Here is a 25,571-nt window from a genome sequence, read left to right as displayed (position 1 = left end):
AGATGTAGCCGTCGGCCGGAAAATCGGCCGCCCGGCCGAGGTACTGATCGATGTTGGAATTGTCGATCACCGGCAGCGGGATCTTGACGAAAGCCGGCACATCCTTGCCCTCCAGCGCCTGGACGGCGGTGTAGGCGGCGAAGGCGCCGAGCCAGTTCGGCTGCATAGTCGCCCAGCTCTTGAGGTCCTTTTCCTTCCAGAGTTCGAGGAACTGACGGGCATTCTCGCCGGTGATCGGCACCTGTTCGCGGCCCTGCTTGTCGAGGGCGAGTACCGCACCCGCCGACAAGGCGCCGCCGAGCGACAGAATTCCGTCGATCTCGGAATTGGCGAACAGTAGGCTGGTGACGGCTTCCTGTGCAGGCGCGACGTTGTAGGGCGTGTTGGTCTCGGCAAGGACCGTCACGTCAGGATGGGCCTTAAGCGCCGCGTCAGCGCCTTTGCGACGATCGTCGCTAACCGAAACGCCGGCCGGGCCGTTGAGGATCAGAATCTTGCCCTTGCCGCCGATCGCGTCGATCAGGAACTTGGCCGCCTGATCGCCCCACTGGGCGGAATCGGTGTTGACCTTGGCGGTCACCTGGTCGGTGTCGACGAGGCTATCGAAGTTGATGATGGCGATGCCCTTGGCGCAAGCGTCCGCCAGCACACGCGCCGGCGCGGTCGACGAGCCGGCAATCAGGATGATGGCGTCGACGTCGGAATCGATCATCGACTGGATCTGCTGGATCTGAACGTTGGCGTCGCCCTGGGCGTCGGTGACCACAAGCTTGTCGACCAGTCCTTGCTTCTTCAACGCCTCGACTTCGGTTTCGATAGTGCCCTGTGTCTGCTTCATCCAGGTCGGCACTGAATAAATGTTGGCCCAGCCGATCGTGTACGGCGCCTTGCGGTCGCCCTTGATGCATTTGGCGGCCGCATTGGCCTGCGAGCCGGCGCCGAGGCTCAGGAGGAGACCGAAGCAAAGGGCGCTGGCGGATGCGAAAAACGATAATTTCGTCATGATTGTTCCCTTCTGAGGTTAGGCCTGGACGTGCGGGGTCCGGACGAAAAAGCTCGCCGGTTGCCGCATCCGGAAACCGCCTGTGTTTTCGTCAGAATTTTCTGCGCCTGGCTCGTTATTGTCTGATATTTCAGACAGCATGTCTGTATATCGGACAAATCGGATGCTAGACTGAGCCTTGACATCTTTCAAGCGTCTTGAGACGAGGGCCGAATTGATTTTTACGCGGATGCGGCCGACATGAGCGATAGCGCCACTGGTCTGATCGAAACGGAAGCCGGCGCCGAGCGGCGTAATGGCGAACGGCGCCGCGGCATCGACCGCGTCATCATGCTGCTGGAAGCGCTTTTACGACACCGCGCGCCGATGCGCGTTGGCGACATCGCCAAGATGATCGGCGCACCGCGTTCGACCACCTACGAAATCGTCAACAGCCTGCTCGAAGCCGAAATGCTCGAAAATGTCGGGACGGAAGGGTACGTCTATTTCGGGCGGGCTATGCATCTGTTCGGCTGGGCCTACTCGCATCACAACGCCCACTACCGGCGCATCATCGAGACGCTGGACAAGATGGCCGCAGAGACAGGCGAGACCGTGCAGCTGTGCGGCCTGCGCGGGAACAAATACATCGTTCTCGATTGTCGTGACTCTTCCGGCCCTTTCCGGATTTCAAGCGATGTCGGGGTCGAGGTGCCGATCCCGTGGACGGCATCCGGGCGGCTCTTGGTTGGCCACATGAGTGAGGAAGAGGTGAAGGACTTCATCCCGCCTGGCGACTACAAGCTGCCCGACGGCCGCGTCATTGCGCCAGCCGAATTCTTCAGCGATGTCGCCCTGGCCCGCCAGCAAGGTTTCAGCGAGACCGCTGCTCTGGCCGACCGCTTCACGTGGTGCATGGCCGCGCCTATCCGCGACGGCCACGGCGCCATCAACAAGACCCTTTGCTTCGTATTGCCAGTCGACACAGCGGAAACGCGGCGCAGCGAGTTGCTTGCCCTGCTGTGCGAACGCGCCCGTGGATTGTCGTTGGCGGGAAGCTAATTTTTGAAGGATCGGCCCTGACGCATTCGCCAAGAGAGCGCGGAAAAAAAGGCCGGGCTCGAATTGGCCCGGCCAAAATGAAGGTTACACCCTTCAGAGGGGGAACGCCGTTCAGCGGGTTGTCCGGATCGCTCGCCGGTCCGCGCGCCTCGGCAGCCAGTTCTTCAGGCAGCGTGAGCAGCGGGATCGTCGCATCGAGCCGGGCGCTGAAGAAGAAAGGAACGGATATTCGCTCGACACCGGCCGGCGGTGTGACGACACGATGGACGGTCGCCCTGAGATAACCGTTCGATGCCAGTTCGAGGAGCTCGCCGATGTTGACCACCAGCGTTCCGGGAATGGGATCCACATTCACCCAGCTTTCGTCATATTCGACCTGCAGCCCCCTGTTGTCGTCCTGGAGCAGGAGCGTCAGGAAGCCGCCGTCCTTGTGCGCGCCGACGCCCTGGTCACCACCGGTTGCGTCGCGTCCGGGATAGCGCACGATCTTCATGCGATGGTTGGGCTCACCGCTATATATCGGATCGAAAGCGTCCTCGGCCTGCTTGAGCGACAGCGCGAAAGCCTTCAGCAGGCGGATCGCCACCGCCGTCGCCTTGGCCTGCCATGCCAGCAGCGCCGGCTCGAGTTCTGGCAGGGCCGAAGGCCATTGGTTCGGCCCTTGCAGCCGCGTCCAGACAGGAATGCCCGGCCCCTGTGGTATGGGTCGACGCTCGACGCCGATGTCGAGTTGTTCGCGCCAATCGGCCTTGCCCTTGGTCAGTTCGCCACCGCTGCGCGTGTAGCCGCGGAATTGCGGGGATTTGACCATTTCGATGGCCAGCTTGTCGGCTTCCGGCAAGGCAAAGAACCGACGCGAGGCGTCGAGCACCTCGTGGATCTCAACAGCCGAAATTCCATGCCCGCTGAGATAGAAGAAGCCGACATCGCGGGCCGCCGTGCGCAGGTCGAACAGAAAGGTCCGACGCTCCGACGCGCCCTGTTCGAGACGGCTGAGATCGAGCACGGGTACAATCCTGGCCATGGTCAACCTCCTCCTGCCTCAAGGCTTGGATCAGGCCTTACGGTGACACGCAGGTCGTTGCGATCGAAGCAATGGTCGATCCAATCTCGACGCCAATGGAGGAAAGTCAGCGCTGCGTTTGGCGGCCGGCAGGCAAATAACGTCCGAACGGGTATTCCATGGCACGAAGGCATCACGGCAACCATATAGGCGAATTGCAGTGCGGCCGACGCTCAGAAATTCTCAAGCCATGGCCTGAGTTCGAGCTCCCAAGTCCAGGCGCTGCGATGCTGCCGGTGGGTTGCGAGATAGGTTTCGGCGATCGCGTCCGGAGATAGCCGGCGATCCTGCCGGTCGGGTTCGGCTGGCCTGTCCGGCCTATTCTGTCCGGGCTCGTTCGGCGCGATCACACCGTCGATGATGAAATGCGCGACATGGATGTTTTTCGGGGCAAGTTCGCGGGCCATGGATTGGGCCAGTCCGCGCAGGCCGAACTTTGGCATGGCAAAGCCGGCCGAACCCGGAAACCCCTTGACGCTGGCGGTGGCGCCGGTGAACAGGATCGAGCCGGAGCCGCGGGAAAGCAACCGGCGCGCAGCCTGCTGGCCGACCAGAAACCCGCCATAGGCGCCGACTAGCAACGCCTGCTTGACCGATTCGGGATCAAGGTCGGCGATCGGTCCTCGGGCGCGGCCGCTGGCGTTGAAAACCACAAGCGACAGAGGACCGGCTTTGTCGGCGACGTCGAACAGGTTTTCGACCGACGCGACATCGGCAACGTCCGTTTCGACCGCCAGCGCGCCGGTCTCGTCGACCAGCGTGCTCAGCTTGCCGAGGTTGCGGGCAGCCAGGACCACGCGAAAGCCCTCCTTGGTGAGAAGACGTGCAAGCGAGGCGCTCAGCCCCAGCCCTGCTCCTGCGATAACTGCCACGTCTGATGTCATGGAGCTTCTCCCTTACGGATTCTGGTATGGTACGGATTCTAGTGCGGCGGATTGGCGATTCAGGCCCTACCATTCGTGTTCTGAGGCAGACCGTCCGTCAGATCGTAAAAATCGGATTGGCCCGCATGCCATGGGACGCATCAGTCATGGAGTTCCCTCGAGATCGCCGGGCCGACCGAAAAATCGCTGAATGTGACTTCGAAACCTTCACGTTGCGGCGAACAGCACATCATGCCGATATCGATTGTTTTCGAGGGCGGGAAATAGGCGAGCCGCACCAGCTTCCAGTGATGGTCGGAGGCATCAAGATACTGAACACGGATTGTCTCGGCATGGCGGGTCAGCCGGATCCTGACGCCGTCCGGACCAGCCGGGATGCTGACCAACGACCAGTCGGAAGCATCATTGGTAACGACGACAGAAAAATACGCCAGCCCGTCGGTGAACTCGATGCCGGCCTTGACCCAGTGCGTCTCGCTCAGCCGGACCATCAAACCGGCCTGATCATAGAGCACTTTGTAGTCCCCCTTGACGGTGACCTCGGCGCTGAAGTCGCCCTCGACCTGCTGGTACAGGAGGTGGCCATTGTCGCGCCAGAAGCCGTAGAACGTCTCACGCCAGAAATCGGTTTCCTTGCCGGTGCGCACATGCACGGTGCTGTCGGCAAAAGCATGATGCGGTGGCGGGTTGAGCCAGGTCAGTTCTGCATCCTGAGATGTCATCGTTGCTCGCCTCTCCGGTTCGTGTTGCGTTATCCGTCGAGGCGGCTACGCCCTCATCTGGACCATTGTACGCGGGTTCAACCGTTTCATTTCGGCATTTGGTAAAGCTCGGACGCGGCCTCTCTCAGCGCGCGCCGGCTCTCTGGCCTGAAATACATCATGTGGCCGCCTTCCAGCAGGTCAATGCGGATCGGCTTTGCGCCAGGAAGTGAAGGAATCTGGCCGACAAGGTAGCGGGATGCCAAATAGGGTGTCACCAGGTCGGTGTAGCCGTTGACGATCAAAACGCCGAGGCCGGGGTTCAGCGCTCGCGCCTGCTGAAGATCATCCATCACGCCGACATAGCCCTGACGTGTCGGGCTCGTCCCGTAATCCCAATTGCCGCTGACTTCACGGTTGAGAAGCCGGTAGCTTATATCGGTGCGGAATTTCAATTCCTCCCTGATATAGCTGACAAAGGCGGAAGTGAGCACCGGCACGCTTCGGTCGAGGACCGGATCAGGACCGCGAGGCCTTGGACTTTCCGGGGCGATGTCCGCCGTTTCGATCGTGCCGTCATAGGCGCTGAGAACATTGCCCCTTGCCCGCGCAAACTCCTTGGCGAAGAGTTCGGTGGGAATGCGTGCAAAGTTTCGTTTGACGAGTTCGAGCGACAGGCCGGTGATTTCGGCCACGCGCGGGCTCGCCAGGCGCCCACCCTGTTCCAGCCCGCTGGCAAGCGCGACAAGATAGTCGCCGAGGGCATAGCGTTCGACATCGGCCAACCGCTCGTGCAGCTCGGAACCGGTGACGCCTTCGCTGCGCAGGCGCACCGCCGCCAGCGACGGGAGCTCAAGCGCCCAGTGGAGCGGCTGGAACTCGTCTGGGCGCACGAGCGTGAATTCGAGCGCCGGCGAGATGAGCACGATGCCGCGAGGACTGACGCCGATATCATCCTGAAGCGTCTTGGCGAGCAGTGCAGCCCGAAACCCGCCATAGCTTTCGCCAGCAAGAAACACCGGTGACGCCGTGCGGCCCGCCTGTGCCAGATAGAAGCGAATAAAGGCGCCCATCGAGGCGGCGTCCTGGTTGACGCCCCAGAAGCTGCGCGCCTCGGTCCCGGGTGCTTCGCGGCTGTAACCCGTTCCGACGGGGTCGACAAAGACCAGGTCGGTCATGTCGAGCCATGTGTTCGGGTTGTCCAAAAGCCTCTGCGGCGATGGGAGAAAACTTCCATTGTCCGCGGTCGCCATCACGCGGGGACCGAGCGCGCCGAGATGCAGATAGGCGGAAGCCGCTCCTGGACCTCCATTGAATACGAAGGTAACGGGACGCCGGGGGTCAGGCTCCCGGCTTGGCTCGGGACGTAGCGTGTAGGCGACATGAAAAATTTCCGCCGTGACGTCGCCCTTACCGGATAGCAACGAGAGAGTGCCGGCCTTTGCCTGATAGTTCAGCGTACGTCCCGCGATCACGATCGAATGATCAGAGATCTGGGGAGGCGGAAGCAGAGACAGAACTCCACCCGAAGGCGACGGCCGCTCGGCCACTTCCGCATGGCCGGCTGGAAGGCCGCCAGCCAGCAGCAACATAGCAAGGGTGATTTCTAGCAGCTTGGTACGCATGACGACTCCGCAGCGGAAACAGTTGGAAGCTATCACGCTGATGGCTCAGCCGAAATCACAGGATCGTGCAGCCCTTCGCTGCTGGAACGAGACCGATGGCTTTCAACGCACGATCTTCACCCACATGGGCGTGCCGGTATCGATGGATCGTCCGGTGTCGGCCAGCCGGCCCGTGGCAGCGTCGCGGGCAAAAATATTGATGCGATCGGCATTTTGGTTGGCGGAGAGGAGGTGGCGGCCCGAGGGCGTCAGCGCCAGATTGCGCGGCGTGGCACCCCCACAGGGCGTGTAATCGACTAGCGCAAGCGTGCCTGTTTCCTGGTCAACCGAAACACCGCAACGCTGTCATGGCCGCGGTTGGAACCGTAGAGGAAGCGGCGGTCGGGCGAGATCTGGATGTCGGCGCAATGATTGCCGTCGCGCGCCGCCGCCGGCACGGTCGGTTTCGTGTCGATGACCGAGAGCCTTCCTGGCAGATTGTCGAGCGCAAGCGACACGATCGTTGAATCCAGTTCGTTCATGACGAACACGAAGCGCCCGCCCGGATGCAGCGCCACATGGCGCGGGCCGGCGCCGGGCGCAAGCGCCTGCTCCGCCAGTCTGGTCAGACTACCATCAGGCCCGATGCGGTACGAGACAAGCCGATCGATGCCGAGATCGGCGACGATCGCCACGCCACCGGCGATCGTCTCGGTGACGCTGTGAGCATGAGGGCGTTCTTGACGGGCTGTGTCAGGCCCGTTTCCCTTGTGGGCGACGCTCGACAACGGAGGCTGCCAACGAAAACCAGACAGGCATTCTGCATCAAAATCCTCCCTGTTCCGCCGGCGTTGGCCGCCGCGGACCCGAACAAAATTTCGCCTGTTCACGCTTGCAACATAACCCCATATGTGAAAATACTATTCACAAAAGAAGATTGACGGGACGATCGATCATGCAGTTCGCTGGTCCGCGGCGCCTCCGGGCGGATGATCCGTGCTTCCAACGCGCACTGCCATGACTGGTTTTGCGCCGACCGTCGGAGTGGCGTCAACACCCCCCCAACATGCCGAAGGAACCACGCCGATCTCCCCGTCTGGAACGCGGAGAACTGGTTCTATGAAGACTGCCCGGTCGGCCAGAAAATCCGCTCGCTGCGCAGGACCATGGCCGAGGGCGACAGCCACCTTTTCAACGCGCTGGTGCCCGATATCCACCCTTACGTGCAGGACCAGATTTTCGCCGAAACGGAAGGCGAGAGCTTGTGCTTTATTGCGAGCACCTGCAGACGGTGAAGTACAGCAATCCGGCCGATTTCGCCGGGAAGACGGAGAAATAGGCGATGGCCGCCACTGCCGAATTGCCGCTGACCGGGCTCGTCGTCGTCGACATGAGCCAGTTCCTGTCCGGACCCTACTGCTCGCTGCGGCTGCTCGACCTTGGCGCCCGCGTCATCAAGATCGAGCGGCCGGATTGCGGTGACCTGTCGCGCCGGCTTTATCTCAGCGACACCGAGATCGGCGGCGATTCCACCATCTTCCATGCCATCAACCGGGCCAAGGAAAGTCTTGCCATCGACCTCAAGGACGAAGCCGACCTTGCGGCGCTGCGCGGTCTGCTGGCCAAGGCCGACGTGCTGATCCAGAATTTCCGGCCCGGCGTTATCGAGCGTCTGGGTCTCGATTATGAGGCGGTGCGTAAGATCAATCCGCGCCTGGTCTATGCCTCGATCAGCGGCTATGGCGAGGAGGGCCCGTGGGTCAAGCGGCCCGGGCAGGATCTGCTGGCGCAAGCCCGTTCCGGCGTGATGTGGCTGAACGGCGACGAGGACCAGGGTCCGGTGCCCTTCGGCCTGGCGATCGCCGACATGCTGGCGGGCTCCGCCGCCGCGCAAGGGATCCTTGCCGCACTGGTACGGCGCGGCGTGACCGGCACGGGCAGCCATGTCGAAACCAGCCTGCTGGAGGCGTTGGTCGACTGTCAGTTCGAGGTGCTGACCACGCATCTCAATGACGGGCGCCGCCTTCCGCGGCGATCAGCCTTCCGTGGCGCCCACGCCTATCTGTCGGCGCCCTACGGCGTCTATCCGGCGAAGGACGGCTATTTGGCGATCGCGATGTCGCCGATCTCGAAGCTCGCCGATCTGCTGGGGCTCGAAGAGCTTGCGCCCTATCGCGATCAGCCGTCGACCTGGTTCACGGCCCGCGACGAGATCAAGGCGATCATCGCGCAAAAAATCGCGACGAAGACGGTCGAGGAATGGCTTGCCATCCTCGAGCCTGCCGACATTTGGTGCGCCAAGGTGCTCACCTGGCCGGAAATGATGGCCAGCGAGGGCTTCCAGGTCCTCGATATGCTGCAGACCGTGACGCGAGAGGATGACGTCTCGATCCTCACTACGCGCTCGCCTCTCAGGGTCGATGGCGCCCGCGCGAAGGTCGAGCGCGCCGCGCCGCGCATTGGTGAGCACAGCGCAAAGATTCGCAAGGAATTCGGGCTGTGAGCGAGGTGACGCTCCATCCGCGCGGCTACGACCCGATGGTCGCCTGTTCGGCGCTGTGGAAGCAGCGCACCGGCGTCGCAATAGAGTGGGACAAGCGCTCGCTGCAGGATTTCGAATCCTTTCCGGTCGAGGAACTGGCCCGTGCCTATGATCTGATCGTCATCGACCACCCGCATGTCGGCCAGATCACCGCCGAGAATTGTCTGGCGCCGCTCGACGTCGTGGGCCGGGAAGCGGAACGTGCGATGCTGGCTGCGGGCAGCGTCGGCCGCTCCTATCCGAGCTACAACTGGCAAGGCCGGCAGTGGGCGTTTCCGATCGACACGGCGAGCCAGGTGCATGCGTGGCGGCCGGACATGCTTTCCGCCGTGCCGGCGAACTGGCCCGAAGTGCTCGATCTGGCGCGGCAAGGCAGCGTGCTGTTGCCGCTGAGACCGCCGCATTCGCTGATGGTGTTCTACACGCTTGCTGGCAATCTCGGCCGGCCCGCCATCGAAGAGCCTGGCGACCACGTAAACCCTGACATGGGAAGCCGCGTTTTCGAGATGATGCGCGAGATCGCGGCTCTCGTCGATCCGGCCTGCCTTGGCATGGACCCGATCGACGTCCTAGAGGAAATGGCCAGGTCCGGCTCGCGGATCGCCTGTGCGCCGCTGATCTATGGCTATGTCTCCTATGCCATTGCCGGATTCCGGACCAACCGCCTTGCCTTCGCCGACATCCCGGCTGTGGGCGATGCCGGTCCCGCCGGCTCGGCGCTCGGAGGAACCGGCATTGCCGTGTCGGCCTTTTCGAAGGCCAAGCAGGCGGCCACCGACTTTGCTTACTGGATCGCAAGCGGCGACGTGCAGTGCGGCCCCTATGCTGCGGCCGGCGGCCAGCCCGGCCATGCCGCAGCCTGGGACGATGCAGCCGTCAACGCAGCCGCCGGTAATTTCTACATGAACACCCGCGCCACCCTCGAAGGTTCCTGGGTCAGGCCACGGCACGACGGCTACATGGCCTTCCAGCAGGCCGCGTCCGATCGCATCAATCTCGGCCTGGCCGAAAAGCACCATGCCGGCCGTGTCGTCGCCGATCTCAATCGCCTGTTTCTGGAGAGTTTCCCGGCACCCGGCGTTGCCGGTTGAGGAGCCTGAAACAGCTTAAATGGAGGAGAACATGAACAGCCTGATCCGCGGCAACTCACGCTGCTGATCGGCCTCGGCTTCCGGCCCTCGACCGTGCAGACGGCACTTGGCCTGGTCTCGTGCTGCTGGTTCGCTCTACGGCCGCGAGCGGCACGAGTCGGCTACGATCTGAGGCGGCTTACAAACGCCAAAGCCGCTTCGCATTGGCGGAAAGCAGCTTTTCCCGCTCGTCGACGCTGGCACCGGCAAGCAGCGCGTGCGTTGCTGCCAGCCAGGTTGCTAGCCCGCCGCCAAGCGTGCAGACCGGCCAGTCGCTGCCCCACACGACGCGATCCCAGCCGAAGCATTCGATGGTGTGCTCCACATAGGAACGCAGCGTTTCGACAGTCCACGATCCAGCGTCCGCATAGGCGACCACACCGGAAATTTTGCCGACGACATTCGGGCGCCGCGCAATCTCTGCCATATGCTCGCGCCAGGGATGCTCACTGCTGCCCTTGATGTCGGGCACGCCGCAATGGTCGAGCACGAACTGGACGCCAGGCGCGAGATCGGCGAGTGCGATCGCTTTAGGGATTTGATGCGGCAGGACAACGAGATCGAATGTCAGCCCGGTGCCAGCAAGCCGCTTGATGTTTTCGCGAAACAGCGCGCCTTCCGAAAGCTCGTCCGGCATGACGTGGAGTACGCGCCGAAAACCCTTGACGAAGGGATTGGCTTTCTGACGCTCGAGATAGGCGGCAAAGTCCGGCTCTTCCGGACGGCAGGAGGCGATCGCCCCTCTCAGCAAACTGTCCTTCTGTTGCGACAGCGCCTTCACATGGCTGGTCTCAGCCTCGATATCGGCCGGATCGACATCGACTTCCATATGCAATGCGCCCTCTATGCCGGCCCGGCGAGCTTGGACTGCATATTCGTCGTGGGAAAAATCGCGGTTTAGTGCCGGCACGCCGGAGAGCCAGGGATAGCGCAGCGCCGACTGGTCGATCAGGTGCAGATGGGTGTCGAAGATCATGACAAGGCTCTCCTCCTCCGGCGTTTCGAATCATCTCACGGAGAAATTTTTCATTCAAATAAGAATTTACTTCGCCTGCTTGACCGTTGATCCCGCCAGTTGCGACAGCTTTTCGGTCGCCGCCAGCAACAGCTCTATCGTCCTGGTGATATCGGGCGCCTTGGGTGCGTTGACCAGGGTTATGTAGGGGATCGATAGTGCTGCGATTGCCTTGCCGTCCGAACCGAGAACGGGGGTCGACAGGTTGAATACGCCGGCGGTCTGCATTGACGCCATCATTTCGTAGCCGCGTTCACGTATCTGGTCGAGGCGGGCAAAGAATTCCGGCGATTGAGGCGGCTTGTCGGTGCTGCGCAGATGCTCGGAGATCATCATCTGCCGCTCTTCCAGGGAGCGGAACGCCAGCAGCACATGTCCGGATCCCGTGTCGAACATGCTGATATGCGAGCCGACGCGAATCGAAATGCCCCAGTAGTCCGGCGCTTCCTGCTGTGCGATCACCACTGCGGAACCGCGGTCGAAGACGACAAGCTGGTTTGCCTGCTGCGAGGATTCGGCAAGTTCACGCATCAGCGGCGTCGCATAGGACACCAGCCGCCGCACCGGCGCGTGCAGCTGCGCTAGGCCAAACAGCTTGAGGGTCAGCGAATAACGGTCGCCGTCTGGCCGCGTGACGTAGCCGCGTCGCACCAGCCGGTCGAGCATGCGATAGAATTCGTTGGGGCTGCGATCGAGTTTCTTGGCGATTTCCGCCTGCGTCAGGCCGCCGTCGACGCCGGCCAGAAGCTCGAGGATGTCGAGCCCCTTGTCGAGCGCCGGGGCGCGATAACGGTCGTCGTCCTCGTCGCCTGCCATAGTCACTTCCCGGTGAATTTCGCCTTTCATATATGCACAATGACCTGCTTCCGAAAGAACTTTCAACTTGACGCCTTCATGAATATTTCGTTTATATATGAATAACTCTGAACTGGAAATACGAGTCCCGGATGCACCCTTGAGAGGAATCAAATGACAGGCTCTTACGGCTTATCAGCCGGTGTGGCGCTGCTCGCACTTGATGCAGGGGATTCTTCTGCTGCCGATCCGTCAGGCAAGTTCGATGACGTCATCAGCCGGAGTCGCCGATGATCGTCACCGAACCGCTCGGCAACGAGACGCTGGTGTTCGCCGAATTCAACGGCGGTGTCTGGGTATCGCGTATGGTCATCCAAAACAGCTAAAGGCGGGGGACCGCGTGAAAATGAGCCTGGACCTGTCGCAGGCCCATCTGTTTTCTGCCGATACCAGCAGGACATTGCGAGGTTAACGTCATGGCAAAGATCGAAAAAGCCGAACTGCGGATGGTCGACCTGGTGCCGAAGGTCAAGCGCACTGATGCGATCCAGAGTTTTATCAGCCAGGAAACGCCGATCGTCACCATCGCCGACGCCGACGGCGCGGTCGGCACCGGCTACAGCTACACGATCGGCACCGGCGGCTCCTCGGTGATGCGGCTCCTGGCCGATCACCTTGCGCCGCGGCTGATCGGCCGCGACGCCGACATGATCGAGGCGATCTGGCACGAACTCGAATTCGCCACCCACGCGACGACGATCGGTGCCATCACGGCAATCGCGCTGGCGGCCATCGACACGGCGCTGTGGGATCTCAGGGCAAAGAAGCTCGGCCTGCCGCTGTGGAAGCTGGCCGGCGGCGCCAAGGACCGCTGCCCGCTTTACACCACAGAGGGCGGCTGGCTGCATATCGAGACCGAGGCGCTGGTCGAGGACGCGCTCGCCGCCAAGGCAAAGGGTTTTCGCCGTTCTAAGGTCAAGAGCGGCAAGCCGCACGGCTCCGAGGATCTCGCCCGGCTGACCGCGGTGCGCCAAGCAGTCGGCTCATCCTACGAGATCATGACCGACTGCAACCAGGGCTTTTCTGTCGACGAGGCGATCCGCCGGGCGGAGCGGCTGCGCGATCTCGACCTCGCCTGGATCGAGGAGCCGCTGCCGGCCGACGACATAGACGGCCATGTGCGGCTGTCGAATGCGACGTCGACGCCGATCGCCATCGGCGAGTCGCTCTATTCGATCCGGCATTTCCGCGAATACATGCAAAAAGGCGGCTGCTCGATCGTGCAGGTCGATGTCGGCCGCATCGGCGGCATCACGCCGTGGCTGAAGGTCGCGCATGCGGCCGAGGCATTCTATATCCCGGTCTGCCCGCATTTCCTGATGGAACTGCATGTCAGCCTGACCTGCGCCATTCAGAACGGCCGATATGTCGAGTATATTCCCCAGCTCGATGAACTAACCGGCAAGAAAATGCGCATCGAGGACGGCCAAGCACTGGCATCGGACGAGCCCGGCATCGGCATCGACTGGGATTGGGATGCCGTCAAGGCGAAGAGCATTGCGGAATTCACCACCGAAATAACAAAATAGGGAGCCGGACATGCAGCGGATGGGAATGGTGCTCGGCCTCAAGCCGGAAAAGGTCAGCGAGTATGTGCGGCTTCACGCTGCCGTATGGCCTGACGTACTTGCCATGATTTCCGCCTGCAACATCAGGAATTATTCGATCTATCTTAAGGAGCCGGAGCACCTTTTGTTCAGCACTTTCGAATACCACGGCACCGATTATGCCGCCGACATGGCGAAGATGGCCGCCGATCCCAAGACGCAGGAATGGTGGGCGCTGTGCATGCCTTGCCAGGAGCCGCTGCCGACCCGCAAGGAGGGCGAGTGGTGGGCATCGATGGACGAAGTCTTCCATCATGACTGACGGCGCTTTTGATCCTGACTCGCTCTCCCAGTCCTGGGCGAAGCCATCGAAGCCGAGGCCGATCGTGATTTTCGGCGCCGGCTCGATCGCCGGCGATGCGCATTTCCCGGCCTATGGAAAAGCCGGCTTTCCGGTCGCCGGACTTTTCGATCCCGACCATACCAAGGCGGAAAGACTGGCGCAGAAATGGGGCGTCGCCACTTACCGGTCGGTCGGGGAAGCCGCAGCGATCAAGGACGCCGTCTTCGACCTGGCGACGCCGCCGGCTCATCATACCGGCGTGCTCAGGGCGTTGCCAGATAGTGCAGTGGCGCTGATCCAGAAGCCGATGGGCAGCGGTCTCAGCGAGGCGACCGAAATCCTCGAAATCTGCCGCTCCAAAAAACTGAAGGCGGCGGTGAACTTCCAGCTCCGCTTCGCGCCGATAATGCTGGCGCTGAAGGATGCGATCGCCAAGGGTTGGCTGGGCGACGTGGTCGATTTCGATGCATGGCTGGCATTGGCGACGCCGTGGCAACTCTGGGAGTTTCTGGTGAAGGCGCCGCGCGTCGAGATCGCCATGCATTCGATCCACTATCTCGACCTGATCCGGCAATTGCTCGGCGATCCCCGGGGCGTTCACGCCAAGACGCTCGGCCATCCCGGCCACAAGGTCGCGCAAACGCGCACCAGCGCGATCCTCGACTATGGCGGCACTGTGCGATGCGCACTGTCGATCAACCACGATCACAAATTCGGCCGAAAACATCAGGCCTGCGAATTCCGCATCTGCGGCACCGAGGGCGCCGCCTATCTCAAACTCGGACTCAATCTCGACTATCCGCGCGGCGAGCCTGACATCCTTGAAATCTATCCGAAGGGAGGCTCCGACTGGGTTGCTGTGCCACTCATCGGCGAATGGTTTCCCGACGCCTTCGTCGGCCGCATGGCCAATGTGCAGCGCTATGCATCAGGCGAGGACACCGAGCTCGTCAGTTCCGTCGAAGACGGCTGGAACACGATGGCGCTGGTCGAGGCCGCCTACCAATCGAGCGCGGCGCCGGCAACACCAATCGCGGCGAGGCCCTGACATGGAGCAGACTGTCTATTTCGAAGACTATCAGATCGGTTCGTCGCGCATGACCAGCGGGCGCACCATTACCGAGACCGACTTCGTCGTTCATGCCGGCCATACCGGCGATTTTTTTCCCCATCACATGGACGCCGAGTTCATGAAGACGACGCCGTTCGGTCAGCGCATCGCCCACGGCACGCTGGTCTTCTCGGTCGGCGTAGGGCTGACGGCAAGCGTCATCAACCCGGTCGCCTTCTCCTATGGCTACGACAGGTTGCGCTTCATCAAGCCGGTGTTCATTGGCGACACGATCAAGACCCGCACCACCATTTCGGCCAGGGAGGACGACCCGAAGCGGCCAGATTCGGGCCGGGTCATCGAGCGCTGCGAGGTGATCAACCAGCATGGCGATGTGGTTCTGGCGGCCGACCACATCTACATCGTCGAGCGCCGCGACAAGCCGAAGCCGGGCTGAGCTAATTGCTGCCGAGAGCAGTCATATTCGGTTGATCGGATATACCGGCTTGCCACCGCGCAGGACGATGCGACATCGGCAAACACCTTGTTGCGAACCTCGGCGTAAGACTGGGTCGAATAGTGCGCCGCGTGTGGACTGACCAGGACGGCCGTCGCCGTGATGCCGCAAAAGCCGATCTCGTCATGCTCCGACGCGAGGATGGCGACCGAGCCCGCCACCGCCCGCATCGCCTGCTTGAAGGCGCGCGGATTTATGGCGTGGTGCCATGCACCCATGTCGTCGGAATGGCGGCCGCCGGCGTCAATTTACGCGAAGCCCGGCCTGGCGCATCAGCGGCAGCACGCGGTCACAGAAGAAGGACAATTCGTAGGTGTAGTTGACGAATGTGAGGGCGGCGCCGGAATAACCCTGGTCCATGATTTCAGTGAGATCGTCGACGATTTTTTCCGGTGTGCCGATGAGCGGAAACGTTCCAGCACCGCCGGCGAACCTTTGCCGATACTCAGTGAAGGCCTTCGCGTCGTGGGAGTTCGCGAATTCCTTCTTCTTGCGCATATGCTCGTCGACCGCGCCTTCGTCCGCGCATTCCAGCGCGTAGTGCCGGTAATAATCTTCGGCTTCTTGCTGAGTCTCTCGGCAGACGACGTGGCAGACCGTATAGACGCCGACTTCGCGTCCAACTTCAGCCGCTCGGTTGGTGATGTCGACCACATGCGCGCGGCCATCGGCGATTTCGGAAAAAGTCGAAAACAAATAGTCGCAGTGGCGCGCCGCATAGTTGCGCCCCGGTGCGCCGAAGGCGGCGTTCATGGTCACCGGGCGCGGCGCCTGCAGGCTTGGCGGGCGGCTGACAACCCCCTTCAGATCATAGAACTCGCCGCCGAAGTCGAACGGCTCCCTGGATTGGTAGGCACGCTCGATGATGTTTATCCATTCTTCGGCCTGATCGTAGGTCCGGTCGCCGACCGTCTGCCCGAACATGGCGAACTCGTCCGGGTTCCAGCCGCAGACAATGTTCAAGCCGGCACGCCCGTTGGAGATGTGGTCGACGGTCGCCAGCGCCTTTGCAGCCTGCAGCGGATGAACCAGCGGCACATGCACCGTCATGAACAGACCGATGTTCTCCGTCGCGACGGCGAGACCCGCCGCCCAGGTGAAAGTCTCGAACGACCATTCCCGCACATGCGTCAAACCGCCGAAGCCGCGCCAGCGCGCGATCGGCAGCAGAAACTCCAGGCCGGCGCGATCGGCGATGCAGGCAGCATTGAGGTTGTCTTCCCAGCGGGCGCGCCAGCGCTCGGGAACGGTGGTCATTGCCAGGCCGCCATCGGCATTCATCGAGAAGACGCCGAGCTTGAACCTGTTCGGTCCTTTCAGCGGATGCTGCTTTCTGATCATGATTTTCCCTGCCGCGGGACGCTCTCAGCTTCATCGTCGAACTGTTGCAACGGTGGGTTCAGCTTCATGAACGCTCCTCGGAGCCTCGCCTGGGCCGGCGGATGGCTCTCACCTTGCCGCTGTTTCCGCCGCCGCAGAAGAACTGATCGCCACCATCGGACTCGAGTCCCGACACGCCTGTTCCAGGGGGCATATCAAGCTTCTCCAGGACCTTTCCGGTTTCAGGATCTATCCGCCTGACGTCGCTCTCGTCACCTTCCCAGGTGCCGTGCCAGAGTTCGCCGTCGATCCAGGTGACCCCTGTGACGATCCGGTTGGAATCGATTGTGCGAAGAACTGCCCCTGTCTGCGGGTCGATCTGATGGATTTTGCGACCGCGATTCTGCCCCACCCAAAGGGAGCCTTCGGCCCAGGCGAGCCCGGAGTCGCCGCCGCCACCTGGCGCCGGAATCGTGGCGAGCACGCGGCCTGTGTTGGGATCGATCTTCTGGATGCGATCTTCGGCGATCTGGAACAGGTGCTGACCGTCGAAGGCCGTTCCTGCGTGCGCGGCGACCTCAATCGCGCGAACCACTTTCCCGCTCGCAGGATCCAAGGCGTTCAGCCTGTCTCCGGACGCAAACCAGACATGCTGACCGTCGAACGTAACCCCAGCCACCTGGTCGACACCCGGAAAGGGTCCATATTCGCGGAGGACTTCGGCTGCAGATCGTTTCATGCTTCTCCTCCAGGCTCAGATCTGTTGAATTATCCCGACACTAGTAGCCAGATAGTGAGCCGGGGAGTAACAAGATTGTCGGGAATCCCGGCACGGGCGGGGTCATCCAACGGCGCGCTCGCCCGCGACCGAACGATTGCACCTTGCCTGCTGCCGCAAGCTGCTCGAGCGATCGCTGCACGGTGCGCGAGCTGGCTCCGAGCGCAATTGCGAGCGCCGAGCTCGACCACGACTCGCCATCAGCGAGGAAGGCGAGCACCGCTGCATGCTGCTCGTCGACGGGCGGTGCCAGAACCACCACATCGCGTGGGCGGCGCGGCTTAAGCGCAAAGCCTCGCTTGGTCGCGCTCACATCCGCCAGTGACCGCAGCTCCGCGCGAAGCCGACCGACTTCGACCCGCAACCGGGCGCGATGCGATTCATCGGCGTGCTTGCCGCCGAACGCGCGGGCGACGAGCGTGCTTCGCGGCACGTCCGCGGGCCAGGCTTCGCCCAGCGTGCGGGCAAGCGCGAACAAGACCGGGCGCGTCGCGAGCGGGACGATCATGCCGGCGTCCCGCACGATATTGCGGCAGGCGTCGACGACGAGCGCCCCCGACGCCAGCAGCGCTTCGACCTCCTCAAGCAGGAGCAGGCGCTCCTCACCACGCGCGATCAGGCGCGCCGCGGGCGTGTTCATCACGAGGGATGCGCTTTCGACCTCTGCCGTCAGCGCCGGGATGTCCGCCTCGCGGGCGGCATGCTCGGCCCGAGCGAGCGCAGCGCGCGCCGCCTTGGTCCGGAGGCGTCGAATCGCGATCCCCGCAATCACCAGCTCGTGGGCGGCCCTCGACGCGGGTGGGAGCGGTGTGGGATCGAACCCGGCCAACCTGCGCTCGGCCTCGTCGAGGCGTCCGATCAGGAGCAGGCGCCGGACTTCGAGATTGCGCGCATGCGCGGCATTAAAGCGGTCGCCGTGCTTTTCAAGCGTCGCCCGCGCGGCGTCGAGTGCCTTCGCCGGCCACCCGAGGTCACGCGAGACGAGTGCGATCTCGGCTTCGGCGACGACGCACCTCGCGCGGGCCACGGCCTCTTTCGGACCGAAGGCGCGCGCAGCACTTTTGAGGAGAGCCTTTGCTCGAACGAGATCGCCGAGCTGCGCCATGGCGATGCCGCGCAGCGCAAGCGCAGGCGCATCGTCACGCAGGGCGACCCGCTTCAAAGCGCCGAGAGGATCACCCGTTGCGAGGGCGCGCGCCGCAGCGGTGATCAGCGAGTCCATCGGAATCCCGTCACATTTGTAACTCTCACCATTCGATGTCCGGTCCTAATCTATCTCAGGACCAACAGCCAGCGCGCTGTATCGAAACGCGCCGTATCGAAAACGGTGCGAACATCGAGAAAGGAGACGAACGATGCCGACACACAGAACCGGAACACGTGAGGAGTGGCTGGCAGCGCGGCTTGATCTGCTCAAGGCGGAGAAGGAGCTCACGCGACAAAGCGATGAGGTGGCGCGGCGGCGGCAGGAATTATCGTGGGTTCGGATCGACAAGGATTACCGATTCGAGACCGATGAAGGCAGCGCCTCGTTGGCAGACCTCTTCCAAGGACGCTCCCAGCTCCTCGTCTACCACTTCATGTTCGGGCCCGATTACACGGCGGGGTGTCCGGCCTGCTCGGCGATTGCGGACGGATTCGACGGCTTCGTCATCCACCTGGCCAACCACGACGTCACGCTTTCGGCGGTATCGCGGGCACCGCTCGGGAAGCTGAAGCCGTACAAGCGGCGGATGGGATGGACGTTCCCCTGGGCGTCCTCACACGGCGGCGACTTCAATTTCGACTTCGACGTTTCGTTCACCGAGGAGCAGCAGCGCGAGGAAGGCATCGACTACAACTATGTCCGCGAGGCACCTCTCGCCGAGATACCCTCGCGTACGACTGCCGACGGCTCCGAGACGTTCGCTGCAATGAGCGGAACAGACATGGCCACGTACACGCGCGAGAGGCCAGGCATGACCACGTTCGTGCTCGAGGACGGCGTCGTCTACCACGCCTATTCCACCTATGCGCGCGGATTGGACGGCCTCTGGGGCATGTATCAGTGGCTCGACCGCGCGCCCCGAGGGCGTAACGAGACGGGCGTCTGGTGGCGCCGTCACGACGAGTACGGCCAAGGCTGACGTTCGATGACACTGCACTCCAACGATACGCAGAAGATGCCGCCCGCAGGCAGCGGATCTGCCGATTTCCCAAGCGACAATGTCGCCGCCCGCGGCGCGGCCGACTGGCTATCCCTGGCAGCCGCGCCAACCTTCGCAATGATGGCGCTGCAGACGGCCGTTGCCGGTGGTGCGGACATGATCTGCTCGGCGGCGCAAGATGCGTCGCCGCTGAGCGGAATGGTCATGATGTACTTGCTGATGAGCGCCTTCCATTTGGCGCCTTGGCTGAAGCTGGTCGCCAGCCGACGAAGCGCTGTCCGCCGGTCGTGATCCGGCGTTCGCAAAGCCTCTGGGATTGGCTTGCTAACGCCGCGGGTAGGGAAAGGACCAGGGCGCGAGCGCTCGTCTCAGGCGGCGCTCCACGGTCTTGCCCCTTGGATGATCTCTTGAGCACGTACGGCAAAGCGGCCGGCGAGAGGCCACTTGCCGGCGGCATCGGCCGACGCCGCGCTGCCTGCCCGCGCCCGGTCGGCGATGCCGACGAAGATCACCGCGAAACGGAACAGCGAAAAAACCAGGTGGAAGCGTTGCAGGGGCGCGGTGGGCACGGCATGGGCGAAATAATGGTCGAGGAATTCGCGCTGGCTGGGGATGCCGAGTGCCTCGTGATCGAGGCCGAGGATGCCGCCATATTCGTCCGGGGCCGAATGCCAGGTCATCGAGCAAAAGCCGAGATCGGCGAGCGGATGGCCGATCGTCGACAGCTCCCAATCGAGAATGCCGATCACCTGCGGCTTGTCGGGATGGAACAGCAGATTTCCGAGGCGGAAGTCGCCATGGGCGATCGACAGGCGCCCATCATCCACGGGCATATGCTGCGGTAGCCAGTCGGCGACCGCTTCGAGTGCCGGAATCCTGTCGCTCGGCGATTCCCTGAGCTGCCTGGTCCAGCGGCCAATTTGGCGCTCGAAATAGTTGCCGGGCCGGCCGTAGTCGCCGAGACCGACCTCGTCGGGACGGACGGCATGCAATTTGGCCATCGCTTCTGCCATGCCGAAATAGATGCCGCGTCGCTGCGCGGGCGAAAGGCCAGGCAGCGAACAATCGTGGAAGATGCGACCATCCAGCCGCTCCATCAGGTAGAAGGGCGTGCCGAGCAGCTCGGCACCGTCGTGATAGAGCACCGGCCCGGGCACCGGAACGTTGGTCGGTGCCAGCGCTTCAAGCACGCGGAATTCGCGATCGACGGCATGCGCCCCGCGCAGGATCGGCCCGGCCGGCTTCTTGCGCAGCACCATGCGATGCGCACCATAGTCCACGAAATAGGTAGGATTGGACTGTCCGCCGCCGATCCGCCCGAGCGACATTGAGGCATCGCCGAAGCGGCTCGCCAGAAAACCCTTCAATGCCGCAGGATCGAAGTCCGCATTCAACGGCTGCGCCATCTTTCCTCCTGAGCGCGCGTCCCTTATGCCTCGCCTTCGACAGTCCAGCGCCAGAAGCCCCTCTCTTCCTCATTGAGGAAACGGTTCAGCACCATCTTGTGGACCTCATCGGCGCCGTCGACCAGCCGCGCCTGGCGAGCATAGCGGTAAATCCATTCGAGCACCGTGTCCTTGGAATAGCCCCGCGCGCCATTGATCTGGATCGCCACATCGGCCGCGTCATGCAGCACATTGGCGACCTGGACCTTGGCCATCGACACTTCCTTGCGGGCAAAGCCGCCGCGGTCCAGTTCCCACGCAGCCTTCATCACCAGAATCCGGCCAATTTCGATGCGCATGGCGAGGTCGCCGAGCTTCAGCTGGACGCTTTCGCGGTCGGCGAGACGCTGGCCGAAACCATGGCGCTCGGCAGCGTAGGCGCGCGCGATCTCGACGCAGCGCCTGGACAGTCCGAGCCAGCGCATGCAGTGGGTAAGTCGTGCCGGGCCGAGCCGCACCTGCGTCACCTTCATGCCCCTGCCTTCGCCGACCAGCATGTCTTCGACAGGGATTTCGAGCCCATCGAATTCCAGCTCGCAATGCCCGCCATGCTCCTCCGGGCCCATGATCTCGATGCGGCGCATGATGCGCCAGCCCGGCTGGTCCTTGTGGAACATCAGGGCCGACAGACCATGGCGCGGGTCGTCCGAGGTTCGCGCGATCAGAATGAAATGGCTGGCCTCCTCCGCGCCGGTGATGAACCATTTGCGGCCGGTCACCACATATTTGTCGCCGCGCCGCTTCGCACGCGTCATAATCATCGAAGGATCAGAGCCGCCGCCGGGGTGCGGTTCGGTCATGGCAAAGGCCGAGCGCACCTTGCCCTCGACGATCGGCTTCAGCCATTTTTGCTTTTGCGCCGGTGTGCCGAGCGCCTCCAGAACCATCATGTTGCCATCGTCGGGCGCTGCCGAATTGAACACCACGGGTCCGAAGATCGACCGGTTCATCTCCTCGTAGCAGACCGCCATGTCCATCTTGCCGAGACCGGCGCCGCCGGATTCGGGCTTGAGCTGCAGGCACCACAGCCCCGCCATCCGCGCTTTGGCGCGAAGCGCCTCCAGCAGCGGCAAGGTGATATTTCCATGCGCGTCGTAGGACATGTTGTCGGCTTCGAGCGGCAGTATCTCACGCTCGACGAAGTCGGCAATGCGGACGCGGTAATCTTCGGTCTGGGCTGGAATATCGAAATTCATGGAAAAAACTCACAGCGATGAAACGAGGCGGCGCCATCGGCCATGGACGAGCTCGCCGAAAAGCATTGGGTCGCCACCTGATGGTGAAATCTGACGGCTTTGTATCCAACACAGGCTCCCGCTTTAGGTGGAGAACCGCCGTTCGACGAAGGTTCAACTGAACGGCTCAAATGTGGACCTTCCGGGCGTTCAATGCGACGACGTCGATGTAATCTTCTCAAATCTAACGGTATGAACGCAATCTTTCCCATCCAGCGGGTTCTGTGCCGGGGCCGATCTGTAGAGGAGCGTTCGACCGTCGGTCTCTAGGTACCGGACTTGTTCGGTACCCTCCCAGCTTTGGTTCCAGCTCATGTCAATATGATGGACGATCCGGTCATGCTCGACAGAGTATGTCCCGGCATAGGCAAACATGGAATCGTAGAGTGCAATCTTTTCATTCGAGGTGGGGACTAGGGCCGCAGGCGTGCTGCGATCTGTTCGAAGGACGAAAACCATCATCCTGCCATCTGCTGAGTAGGAGATTATGCCACGGGGATTCTGCCCCAGGGCATCGAGCACTTCGCCGGTTTCAAGGATCTCATAGACCCATGATGTCATTCTCCAAGATCCAAGTAGCAGCGTCTTCAGTTGCGACATGACAGCCCCCTAGAGAAGGACTTCGGAGCGTAGCACGAGACCTTAGACGTTGCACGGGCAAGGCCCAAACACGCTCCGCCTACCTTTCAAATTGTTTGCATCAAACGAGTACTGGCCACTGTCGCCTGTGATCCTGGTCAGCGCCTCCGACAGCACATCGAGAAGGATCTGCGCGTCGGGGTGATCAGGATCCGTTTTTACAATGATCATGTGCTCGACGTCCAAACTGTAGCTGTGGCGACTTGCTGGCACGACTGGCGGCCATGGCTCAGATTGCCGGGAAAGAACGACCGCTGAGGGCTCAATCGAGCCGTCCGCGATGGTTGTTGCGGACGGCCAGAGTGGGTCGAAACCGGTATTTGGCTCCGATACCAGCATCAGATTTTCACCACTAGAAATCGAGCGAGCGTTCGTTTTCCTTATTCGCCTCTATCCCTTTTGCAGCCGCCATCAGATTTTCACCACAAGAAATCGACCGAGCGTTCGTTTCCTTATTAGCCTCTACCCCCTTTGCAGCCACCGTCACCCGGCGAATCCTGGTTCCGCAACGCCTTTTGATTCCAAGGCCGGTTATAGCGAACAGGCTGCCGCGCAGAACGCCATCGCCGGGGAATCGCGGCAGCGGCGGTTTTGCCATCGAGGTCACGTAAAGGGTGTCGAGCTTCGGTCCGCCGAACATCACGCTGGTGATCTTCTTGACGGGCATGTCGATGGTGCGATCGACGCTGCCGTCGGGTGCGTAACGCACAAGCCGCCCGTCGTAGACGAGGGCATTCCAGGGAAAGCCTTCGGCATCGACGGTCGACCCATCGGCGCCACCCATGCGGCGACAGGCGAGATCAGAACTCGACCTTGTCGCCGCCCTTCAGTGATAGGATTTCGCGCGCCTCGTCGGGCGTCGCCACTTCCATGCCGAGCCCCTCGATGATCTTGCGGGCAAGCACCACCTGCTCGGCGTTCGATTTCGCAAGCTTGCCTTTGCCGGCCCAAAGACTGTCTTCGAGCCCGACGCGGATGTTGCCGCCAAGCGCTGCCGATTGGGCCGCGATCCGCAACTGGCTGGCGCCGGCGCCGAGCACCGACCAGCGGAACTGGTCTCCGAACAGCCGGTCGGCGGTGCGCTTCATATGGGCGACGTCTTCGGGATGCGTGCCAATGCCGCCAAGCAGACCGAATACCGACTGCACGAAGAACGGCGGCTTGACCAGGCCGCGGTCGGCGAAGTGCGAGAGATTGTAGAGATGGGCGATGTCGTAGCACTCGAACTCGAAGCGCGTGCCGTTGTCGTAGCAGGTTGCCAATATGTATTCGATATCCTTGAAGGAGTTGCGGAAGACCAGGTCGCGCGTCGCTTCCAGATGCGGCTTTTCCCAGTCGAACTTGAAGGTCTCATATTTGTCGACGAGGTGGTAGAGCCCGAAATTGATCGAACCCATGTTGAGCGAGGCGACCTCGGGCTTGAACTCGGCGGCCGGGCGCACGCGCTCCTCGACCTTCATGTAGGGACTGCCGCCGGTGGTGATGTTGATGGCGGCGTTGGTGGCCTGCTTGATGCGCGGCAGGAAGCGGGCGAACGCCGCCGGCGTCTGGTCAGGCTTGCCGGTCTCGGGGTCGCGGGCATGCAGGTGCAGGATCGCCGCACCTGCCTCCGCTGCCGCGATCGCCTCGGCGGCGATCTGGTCCGGGGTGATCGGCAGATAGGGCGACATGGTCGGCGTGTGGATCGCCCCGGTCACCGCACAAGTGATGATAACTTTGCCTTTGGGCAGCTGGGCGCCGGGCTTGCGGCTTGTTTCCGTCATCTTCCAAACTCCTGATCCGATTTTTTCTTGTGCGCTGCCAGCGCCATCAGCCGGCGGTCGCGCCATACCTGCCGTTCGACGAGTTCTTCCCGCGGCAGCCGCTTGCGGCGGTCGGCCTCTACCGTTTCGATGACCTCGCCGGCCCAGTCGACGCGGCGCAGCATTTGCGGGAAGATGTTGGAATAGATCGTCTGGTAGCGCTCGACATAGTCGCGTACGCCGCCCGGCGCGTTGAGGTCGATCGTTTCGAACGGACCCATGAACGACCAGCGCAGCGCCAGCCCATCGCGAATGCCGATATCGACATCCTCGACGCTGGCAAAGCCGTCGGCGACAAGTTGAAAAGCTTCCTCCAGCAGCGCGCCCTGCAGGCGGTTCATGATGAAACCGTCGAGCTCGTGCTTCATCACAAGCGGCGCGTGGCCCGCGGCGACGAGGAAGGCGCGAGTCCTTTCGACCGTTTCGGGGGAGGTCCATGGCGCCGGCACGACTTCAGCGGCCGGGATGAGATAGGGCGGATTGATCGGATGCACGACTACGCAGCGGTGCCGCCCTTGCAGATGGTCGGTGAATTTTGACGGCAGCAAAGCCGAGGTGGAACTGGCGATCACCGCGTGCGGACCGGCCAGTGCGTCGATCAGGGAGAACACCTCGCGCTTCACTTCGAGGTTTTCGGGCGTGTTCTCCTGGATATGGACCGCATCGGTCAGCGCCTCGCCCAGTTCCGCCACCACGGCGATGCGATCAAGCACGGCGTCGATTGCCTGTCCCCGCAGCAGATCGTTCGCGGCGAGGTCGCCCAGCACGCCGGCGATGTAATCGTGCGCGCCGGCCGTCGCGGCCGGCGACTGGTCCCACATCCGCACATCATGGCCGGCGCGGGCGAAGCTGATCGCCCAGGCCCGTCCGATGAACCCGCTGCCGACAATTGCTACCTTCATCATGGTC

General features: G+C 62.4%; 27 protein-coding genes and 2 pseudogenes. 10 read left to right on the top strand and 19 right to left on the bottom strand.

Going from position 1 to position 25,571, the window contains the following annotated elements; genetic code table 11:
• On the bottom strand, positions 1–1,003 hold a 1,003-nt coding region (locus EOA85_RS04560; protein WP_127208530.1), incomplete at its 3' end, for a substrate-binding domain-containing protein.
• Between the two features lie 240 nt (positions 1,004–1,243).
• Here EOA85_RS04560 and EOA85_RS04555 point away from each other — a divergent pair.
• On the top strand, positions 1,244–2,044 hold the full coding sequence (locus EOA85_RS04555) for an IclR family transcriptional regulator (protein WP_127208529.1): 801 nt from the start codon (positions 1,244–1,246) through the stop codon (positions 2,042–2,044).
• Here EOA85_RS04555 and EOA85_RS04550 read toward each other — a convergent pair.
• The 5 genes and pseudogenes from EOA85_RS04550 to EOA85_RS04530 form a co-directional block, all read right to left on the bottom strand.
• Positions 1,932–3,068 (bottom strand): isopenicillin N synthase family oxygenase, encoded by a 1,137-nt coding sequence (locus EOA85_RS04550; RefSeq protein ID WP_245485612.1) that lies wholly within the window; start codon positions 3,066–3,068, stop codon positions 1,932–1,934. The genes EOA85_RS04555 and EOA85_RS04550 overlap by 113 nt on opposite strands.
• A 212-nt stretch (positions 3,069–3,280) precedes the next feature.
• Positions 3,281–3,991 carry an SDR family NAD(P)-dependent oxidoreductase gene (locus tag EOA85_RS04545; RefSeq protein ID WP_127208528.1) on the bottom strand — a complete coding sequence of 237 codons (711 nt, stop codon included), beginning with the start codon at positions 3,989–3,991 and terminating at the stop codon, positions 3,281–3,283.
• A 140-nt stretch (positions 3,992–4,131) separates the two neighbouring features.
• Positions 4,132–4,713, bottom strand: coding sequence for a DUF1349 domain-containing protein (locus EOA85_RS04540; RefSeq protein WP_127208527.1), 582 nt, complete (start codon positions 4,711–4,713; stop codon positions 4,132–4,134).
• A gap of 86 nt (positions 4,714–4,799) precedes the next feature.
• Entirely contained in the window at positions 4,800–6,317 is a 1,518-nt protein-coding gene (locus EOA85_RS04535) for a peptidase S10 (protein WP_127208526.1), read from the bottom strand.
• 102 nt (positions 6,318–6,419) lie between these two features.
• A pseudogene (locus EOA85_RS04530) lies at positions 6,420–7,186 on the bottom strand (lactonase family protein).
• A 127-nt stretch (positions 7,187–7,313) separates the two neighbouring features.
• Between EOA85_RS04530 and EOA85_RS04525 the strand changes: the two are divergent.
• From EOA85_RS04525 to EOA85_RS04515, 3 genes and pseudogenes are all read left to right on the top strand, one after another.
• Positions 7,314–7,635: pseudogene (locus EOA85_RS04525) on the top strand (hypothetical protein).
• A gap of 3 nt (positions 7,636–7,638) precedes the next feature.
• On the top strand, positions 7,639–8,799 hold the full coding sequence (locus EOA85_RS04520; protein WP_127208525.1) for a CaiB/BaiF CoA-transferase family protein: 1,161 nt from the start codon (positions 7,639–7,641) through the stop codon (positions 8,797–8,799).
• 35 nt (positions 8,800–8,834) lie between these two features.
• Positions 8,835–9,929 (top strand): extracellular solute-binding protein, encoded by a 1,095-nt coding sequence (locus tag EOA85_RS04515; RefSeq protein WP_127208534.1) that lies wholly within the window; start codon positions 8,835–8,837, stop codon positions 9,927–9,929.
• A 178-nt stretch (positions 9,930–10,107) separates the two neighbouring features.
• Here the strand turns inward: EOA85_RS04515 and EOA85_RS04510 are convergent, their stop codons facing one another.
• Both EOA85_RS04510 and EOA85_RS04505 read right to left on the bottom strand, forming a co-directional pair.
• On the bottom strand, positions 10,108–10,944 hold the full coding sequence (locus EOA85_RS04510; RefSeq protein WP_127208524.1) for an amidohydrolase: 837 nt from the start codon (positions 10,942–10,944) through the stop codon (positions 10,108–10,110).
• 66 nt (positions 10,945–11,010) lie between these two features.
• Positions 11,011–11,799: an IclR family transcriptional regulator gene (locus tag EOA85_RS04505; RefSeq protein ID WP_127208523.1), complete on the bottom strand. Its 789-nt coding sequence runs from the start codon at positions 11,797–11,799 to the stop codon at positions 11,011–11,013.
• 455 nt (positions 11,800–12,254) lie between these two features.
• Between EOA85_RS04505 and EOA85_RS04500 the strand changes: the two genes are divergently transcribed.
• From EOA85_RS04500 to EOA85_RS04485, 4 genes are read left to right on the top strand one after another with little or no spacing between them, the layout of a single operon-like run.
• Positions 12,255–13,367: a mandelate racemase/muconate lactonizing enzyme family protein gene (locus EOA85_RS04500; protein WP_127208522.1), complete on the top strand. Its 1,113-nt coding sequence runs from the start codon at positions 12,255–12,257 to the stop codon at positions 13,365–13,367.
• Between the two features lie 10 nt (positions 13,368–13,377).
• On the top strand, positions 13,378–13,707 hold the full coding sequence (locus EOA85_RS04495) for an L-rhamnose mutarotase (RefSeq protein ID WP_065007095.1): 330 nt from the start codon (positions 13,378–13,380) through the stop codon (positions 13,705–13,707).
• Positions 13,700–14,776, top strand: a complete 1,077-nt coding sequence (locus tag EOA85_RS04490) for a Gfo/Idh/MocA family oxidoreductase (protein WP_127208521.1) — start codon at positions 13,700–13,702, stop codon at positions 14,774–14,776. Before EOA85_RS04495 ends, EOA85_RS04490 begins: the two co-directional genes overlap by 8 nt.
• A gap of 1 nt (position 14,777) precedes the next feature.
• On the top strand, positions 14,778–15,236 hold the full coding sequence (locus tag EOA85_RS04485) for a MaoC/PaaZ C-terminal domain-containing protein (RefSeq protein ID WP_127208520.1): 459 nt from the start codon (positions 14,778–14,780) through the stop codon (positions 15,234–15,236).
• Here the strand turns inward: EOA85_RS04485 and EOA85_RS04480 are convergent.
• The 4 genes from EOA85_RS04480 to EOA85_RS04465 all read right to left on the bottom strand — a co-directional run bounded on the left by EOA85_RS04480 (position 15,197) and on the right by EOA85_RS04465 (position 18,616).
• Positions 15,197–15,514, bottom strand: coding sequence for a hypothetical protein (locus EOA85_RS04480; protein ID WP_127208519.1), 318 nt, complete (start codon positions 15,512–15,514; stop codon positions 15,197–15,199). The genes EOA85_RS04485 and EOA85_RS04480 overlap by 40 nt on opposite strands.
• A gap of 25 nt (positions 15,515–15,539) precedes the next feature.
• Entirely contained in the window at positions 15,540–16,634 is a 1,095-nt protein-coding gene (locus tag EOA85_RS04475; RefSeq protein WP_127208533.1) for an LLM class flavin-dependent oxidoreductase, read from the bottom strand.
• Positions 16,635–16,701: 67 nt separating this feature from the next.
• On the bottom strand, positions 16,702–17,355 hold the full coding sequence (locus tag EOA85_RS04470) for a PQQ-binding-like beta-propeller repeat protein (protein WP_095518490.1): 654 nt from the start codon (positions 17,353–17,355) through the stop codon (positions 16,702–16,704).
• A gap of 40 nt (positions 17,356–17,395) precedes the next feature.
• On the bottom strand, positions 17,396–18,616 hold the full coding sequence (locus EOA85_RS04465) for a helix-turn-helix domain-containing protein (RefSeq protein WP_127208518.1): 1,221 nt from the start codon (positions 18,614–18,616) through the stop codon (positions 17,396–17,398).
• Positions 18,617–18,749: 133 nt separating this feature from the next.
• Here EOA85_RS04465 and EOA85_RS04460 point away from each other — a divergent pair, with 133 nt between their 5' ends.
• Both EOA85_RS04460 and EOA85_RS04455 read left to right on the top strand, forming a co-directional pair.
• Complete coding sequence (locus EOA85_RS04460) at positions 18,750–19,520, top strand: DUF899 domain-containing protein (RefSeq protein WP_127208517.1); 771 nt, start codon at positions 18,750–18,752, stop codon at positions 19,518–19,520.
• A gap of 6 nt (positions 19,521–19,526) precedes the next feature.
• Positions 19,527–19,832, top strand: a complete 306-nt coding sequence (locus tag EOA85_RS04455; RefSeq protein WP_065007089.1) for a hypothetical protein — start codon at positions 19,527–19,529, stop codon at positions 19,830–19,832.
• Positions 19,833–19,909: 77 nt separating this feature from the next.
• Here EOA85_RS04455 and EOA85_RS04450 read toward each other — a convergent pair whose 3' ends face one another.
• The 7 genes from EOA85_RS04450 to EOA85_RS04420 form a co-directional block, all read right to left on the bottom strand.
• Positions 19,910–20,947: a phosphotransferase family protein gene (locus EOA85_RS04450; RefSeq protein ID WP_065007088.1), complete on the bottom strand. Its 1,038-nt coding sequence runs from the start codon at positions 20,945–20,947 to the stop codon at positions 19,910–19,912.
• 23 nt (positions 20,948–20,970) lie between these two features.
• Positions 20,971–22,182 (bottom strand): acyl-CoA dehydrogenase family protein, encoded by a 1,212-nt coding sequence (locus EOA85_RS04445; protein ID WP_065007087.1) that lies wholly within the window; start codon positions 22,180–22,182, stop codon positions 20,971–20,973.
• Between the two features lie 189 nt (positions 22,183–22,371).
• Positions 22,372–22,821, bottom strand: coding sequence for a lipocalin-like domain-containing protein (locus EOA85_RS04440; RefSeq protein ID WP_065007086.1), 450 nt, complete (start codon positions 22,819–22,821; stop codon positions 22,372–22,374).
• A gap of 42 nt (positions 22,822–22,863) precedes the next feature.
• Positions 22,864–23,199: a hypothetical protein gene (locus EOA85_RS04435; protein ID WP_065007085.1), complete on the bottom strand. Its 336-nt coding sequence runs from the start codon at positions 23,197–23,199 to the stop codon at positions 22,864–22,866.
• 13 nt (positions 23,200–23,212) lie between these two features.
• Positions 23,213–23,644 (bottom strand): SMP-30/gluconolactonase/LRE family protein, encoded by a 432-nt coding sequence (locus EOA85_RS04430; protein ID WP_245485611.1) that lies wholly within the window; start codon positions 23,642–23,644, stop codon positions 23,213–23,215.
• A 16-nt stretch (positions 23,645–23,660) separates the two neighbouring features.
• Complete coding sequence (locus EOA85_RS04425) at positions 23,661–24,623, bottom strand: 3-keto-5-aminohexanoate cleavage protein (protein WP_065007084.1); 963 nt, start codon at positions 24,621–24,623, stop codon at positions 23,661–23,663.
• A complete protein-coding gene (locus EOA85_RS04420; protein WP_127208531.1) occupies positions 24,620–25,567 on the bottom strand; it encodes a 3-hydroxyacyl-CoA dehydrogenase in 948 nt (315 codons plus the stop codon). Before EOA85_RS04420 ends, EOA85_RS04425 begins: the two co-directional genes overlap by 4 nt.
• Positions 25,568–25,571: the final 4 nt, after the last annotated feature.

Source organism: Mesorhizobium sp. M5C.F.Ca.IN.020.29.1.1 (assembly GCF_003997375.1).
In the GTDB taxonomy this organism is placed as follows: Bacteria; Pseudomonadota; Alphaproteobacteria; order Rhizobiales; family Rhizobiaceae; genus Mesorhizobium; species Mesorhizobium wenxiniae.
Note: the sequence above shows the minus strand (reverse complement) of the source record. Positions and strands in the feature narration are given on the sequence as shown.

Bases quoted from the DNA above. Each gene is read 5' to 3' on its own strand.
- EOA85_RS04555 (WP_127208529.1), top strand. From the start codon at position 1,244: ATGAGCGATAGCGCCACTGGTCTGATCGAAACGGAAGCCGGCGCCGAG.
- EOA85_RS04550 (WP_245485612.1), bottom strand. From the start codon at position 3,068: ATGGCCAGGATTGTACCCGTGCTCGATCTCAGCCGTCTCGAACAGGGC.
- EOA85_RS04545 (WP_127208528.1), bottom strand. From the start codon at position 3,991: ATGACATCAGACGTGGCAGTTATCGCAGGAGCAGGGCTGGGGCTGAGC.
- EOA85_RS04540 (WP_127208527.1), bottom strand. From the start codon at position 4,713: ATGACATCTCAGGATGCAGAACTGACCTGGCTCAACCCGCCACCGCAT.
- EOA85_RS04535 (WP_127208526.1), bottom strand. From the start codon at position 6,317: ATGCGTACCAAGCTGCTAGAAATCACCCTTGCTATGTTGCTGCTGGCT.
- EOA85_RS04520 (WP_127208525.1), top strand. From the start codon at position 7,639: ATGGCCGCCACTGCCGAATTGCCGCTGACCGGGCTCGTCGTCGTCGAC.
- EOA85_RS04515 (WP_127208534.1), top strand. From the start codon at position 8,835: ATGGTCGCCTGTTCGGCGCTGTGGAAGCAGCGCACCGGCGTCGCAATA.
- EOA85_RS04510 (WP_127208524.1), bottom strand. From the start codon at position 10,944: ATGATCTTCGACACCCATCTGCACCTGATCGACCAGTCGGCGCTGCGC.
- EOA85_RS04505 (WP_127208523.1), bottom strand. From the start codon at position 11,799: ATGGCAGGCGACGAGGACGACGACCGTTATCGCGCCCCGGCGCTCGAC.
- EOA85_RS04500 (WP_127208522.1), top strand. From the start codon at position 12,255: ATGGCAAAGATCGAAAAAGCCGAACTGCGGATGGTCGACCTGGTGCCG.
- EOA85_RS04495 (WP_065007095.1), top strand. From the start codon at position 13,378: ATGCAGCGGATGGGAATGGTGCTCGGCCTCAAGCCGGAAAAGGTCAGC.
- EOA85_RS04490 (WP_127208521.1), top strand. From the start codon at position 13,700: ATGACTGACGGCGCTTTTGATCCTGACTCGCTCTCCCAGTCCTGGGCG.
- EOA85_RS04485 (WP_127208520.1), top strand. From the start codon at position 14,778: ATGGAGCAGACTGTCTATTTCGAAGACTATCAGATCGGTTCGTCGCGC.
- EOA85_RS04480 (WP_127208519.1), bottom strand. From the start codon at position 15,514: ATGGGTGCATGGCACCACGCCATAAATCCGCGCGCCTTCAAGCAGGCG.
- EOA85_RS04470 (WP_095518490.1), bottom strand. From the start codon at position 17,355: ATGAAACGATCTGCAGCCGAAGTCCTCCGCGAATATGGACCCTTTCCG.
- EOA85_RS04465 (WP_127208518.1), bottom strand. From the start codon at position 18,616: ATGGACTCGCTGATCACCGCTGCGGCGCGCGCCCTCGCAACGGGTGAT.
- EOA85_RS04460 (WP_127208517.1), top strand. From the start codon at position 18,750: ATGCCGACACACAGAACCGGAACACGTGAGGAGTGGCTGGCAGCGCGG.
- EOA85_RS04455 (WP_065007089.1), top strand. From the start codon at position 19,527: ATGACACTGCACTCCAACGATACGCAGAAGATGCCGCCCGCAGGCAGC.
- EOA85_RS04450 (WP_065007088.1), bottom strand. From the start codon at position 20,947: ATGGCGCAGCCGTTGAATGCGGACTTCGATCCTGCGGCATTGAAGGGT.
- EOA85_RS04445 (WP_065007087.1), bottom strand. From the start codon at position 22,182: ATGAATTTCGATATTCCAGCCCAGACCGAAGATTACCGCGTCCGCATT.
- EOA85_RS04440 (WP_065007086.1), bottom strand. From the start codon at position 22,821: ATGTCGCAACTGAAGACGCTGCTACTTGGATCTTGGAGAATGACATCA.
- EOA85_RS04435 (WP_065007085.1), bottom strand. From the start codon at position 23,199: ATGCTGGTATCGGAGCCAAATACCGGTTTCGACCCACTCTGGCCGTCC.
- EOA85_RS04430 (WP_245485611.1), bottom strand. From the start codon at position 23,644: ATGGGTGGCGCCGATGGGTCGACCGTCGATGCCGAAGGCTTTCCCTGG.
- EOA85_RS04425 (WP_065007084.1), bottom strand. From the start codon at position 24,623: ATGACGGAAACAAGCCGCAAGCCCGGCGCCCAGCTGCCCAAAGGCAAA.
- EOA85_RS04420 (WP_127208531.1), bottom strand. From the start codon at position 25,567: ATGATGAAGGTAGCAATTGTCGGCAGCGGGTTCATCGGACGGGCCTGG.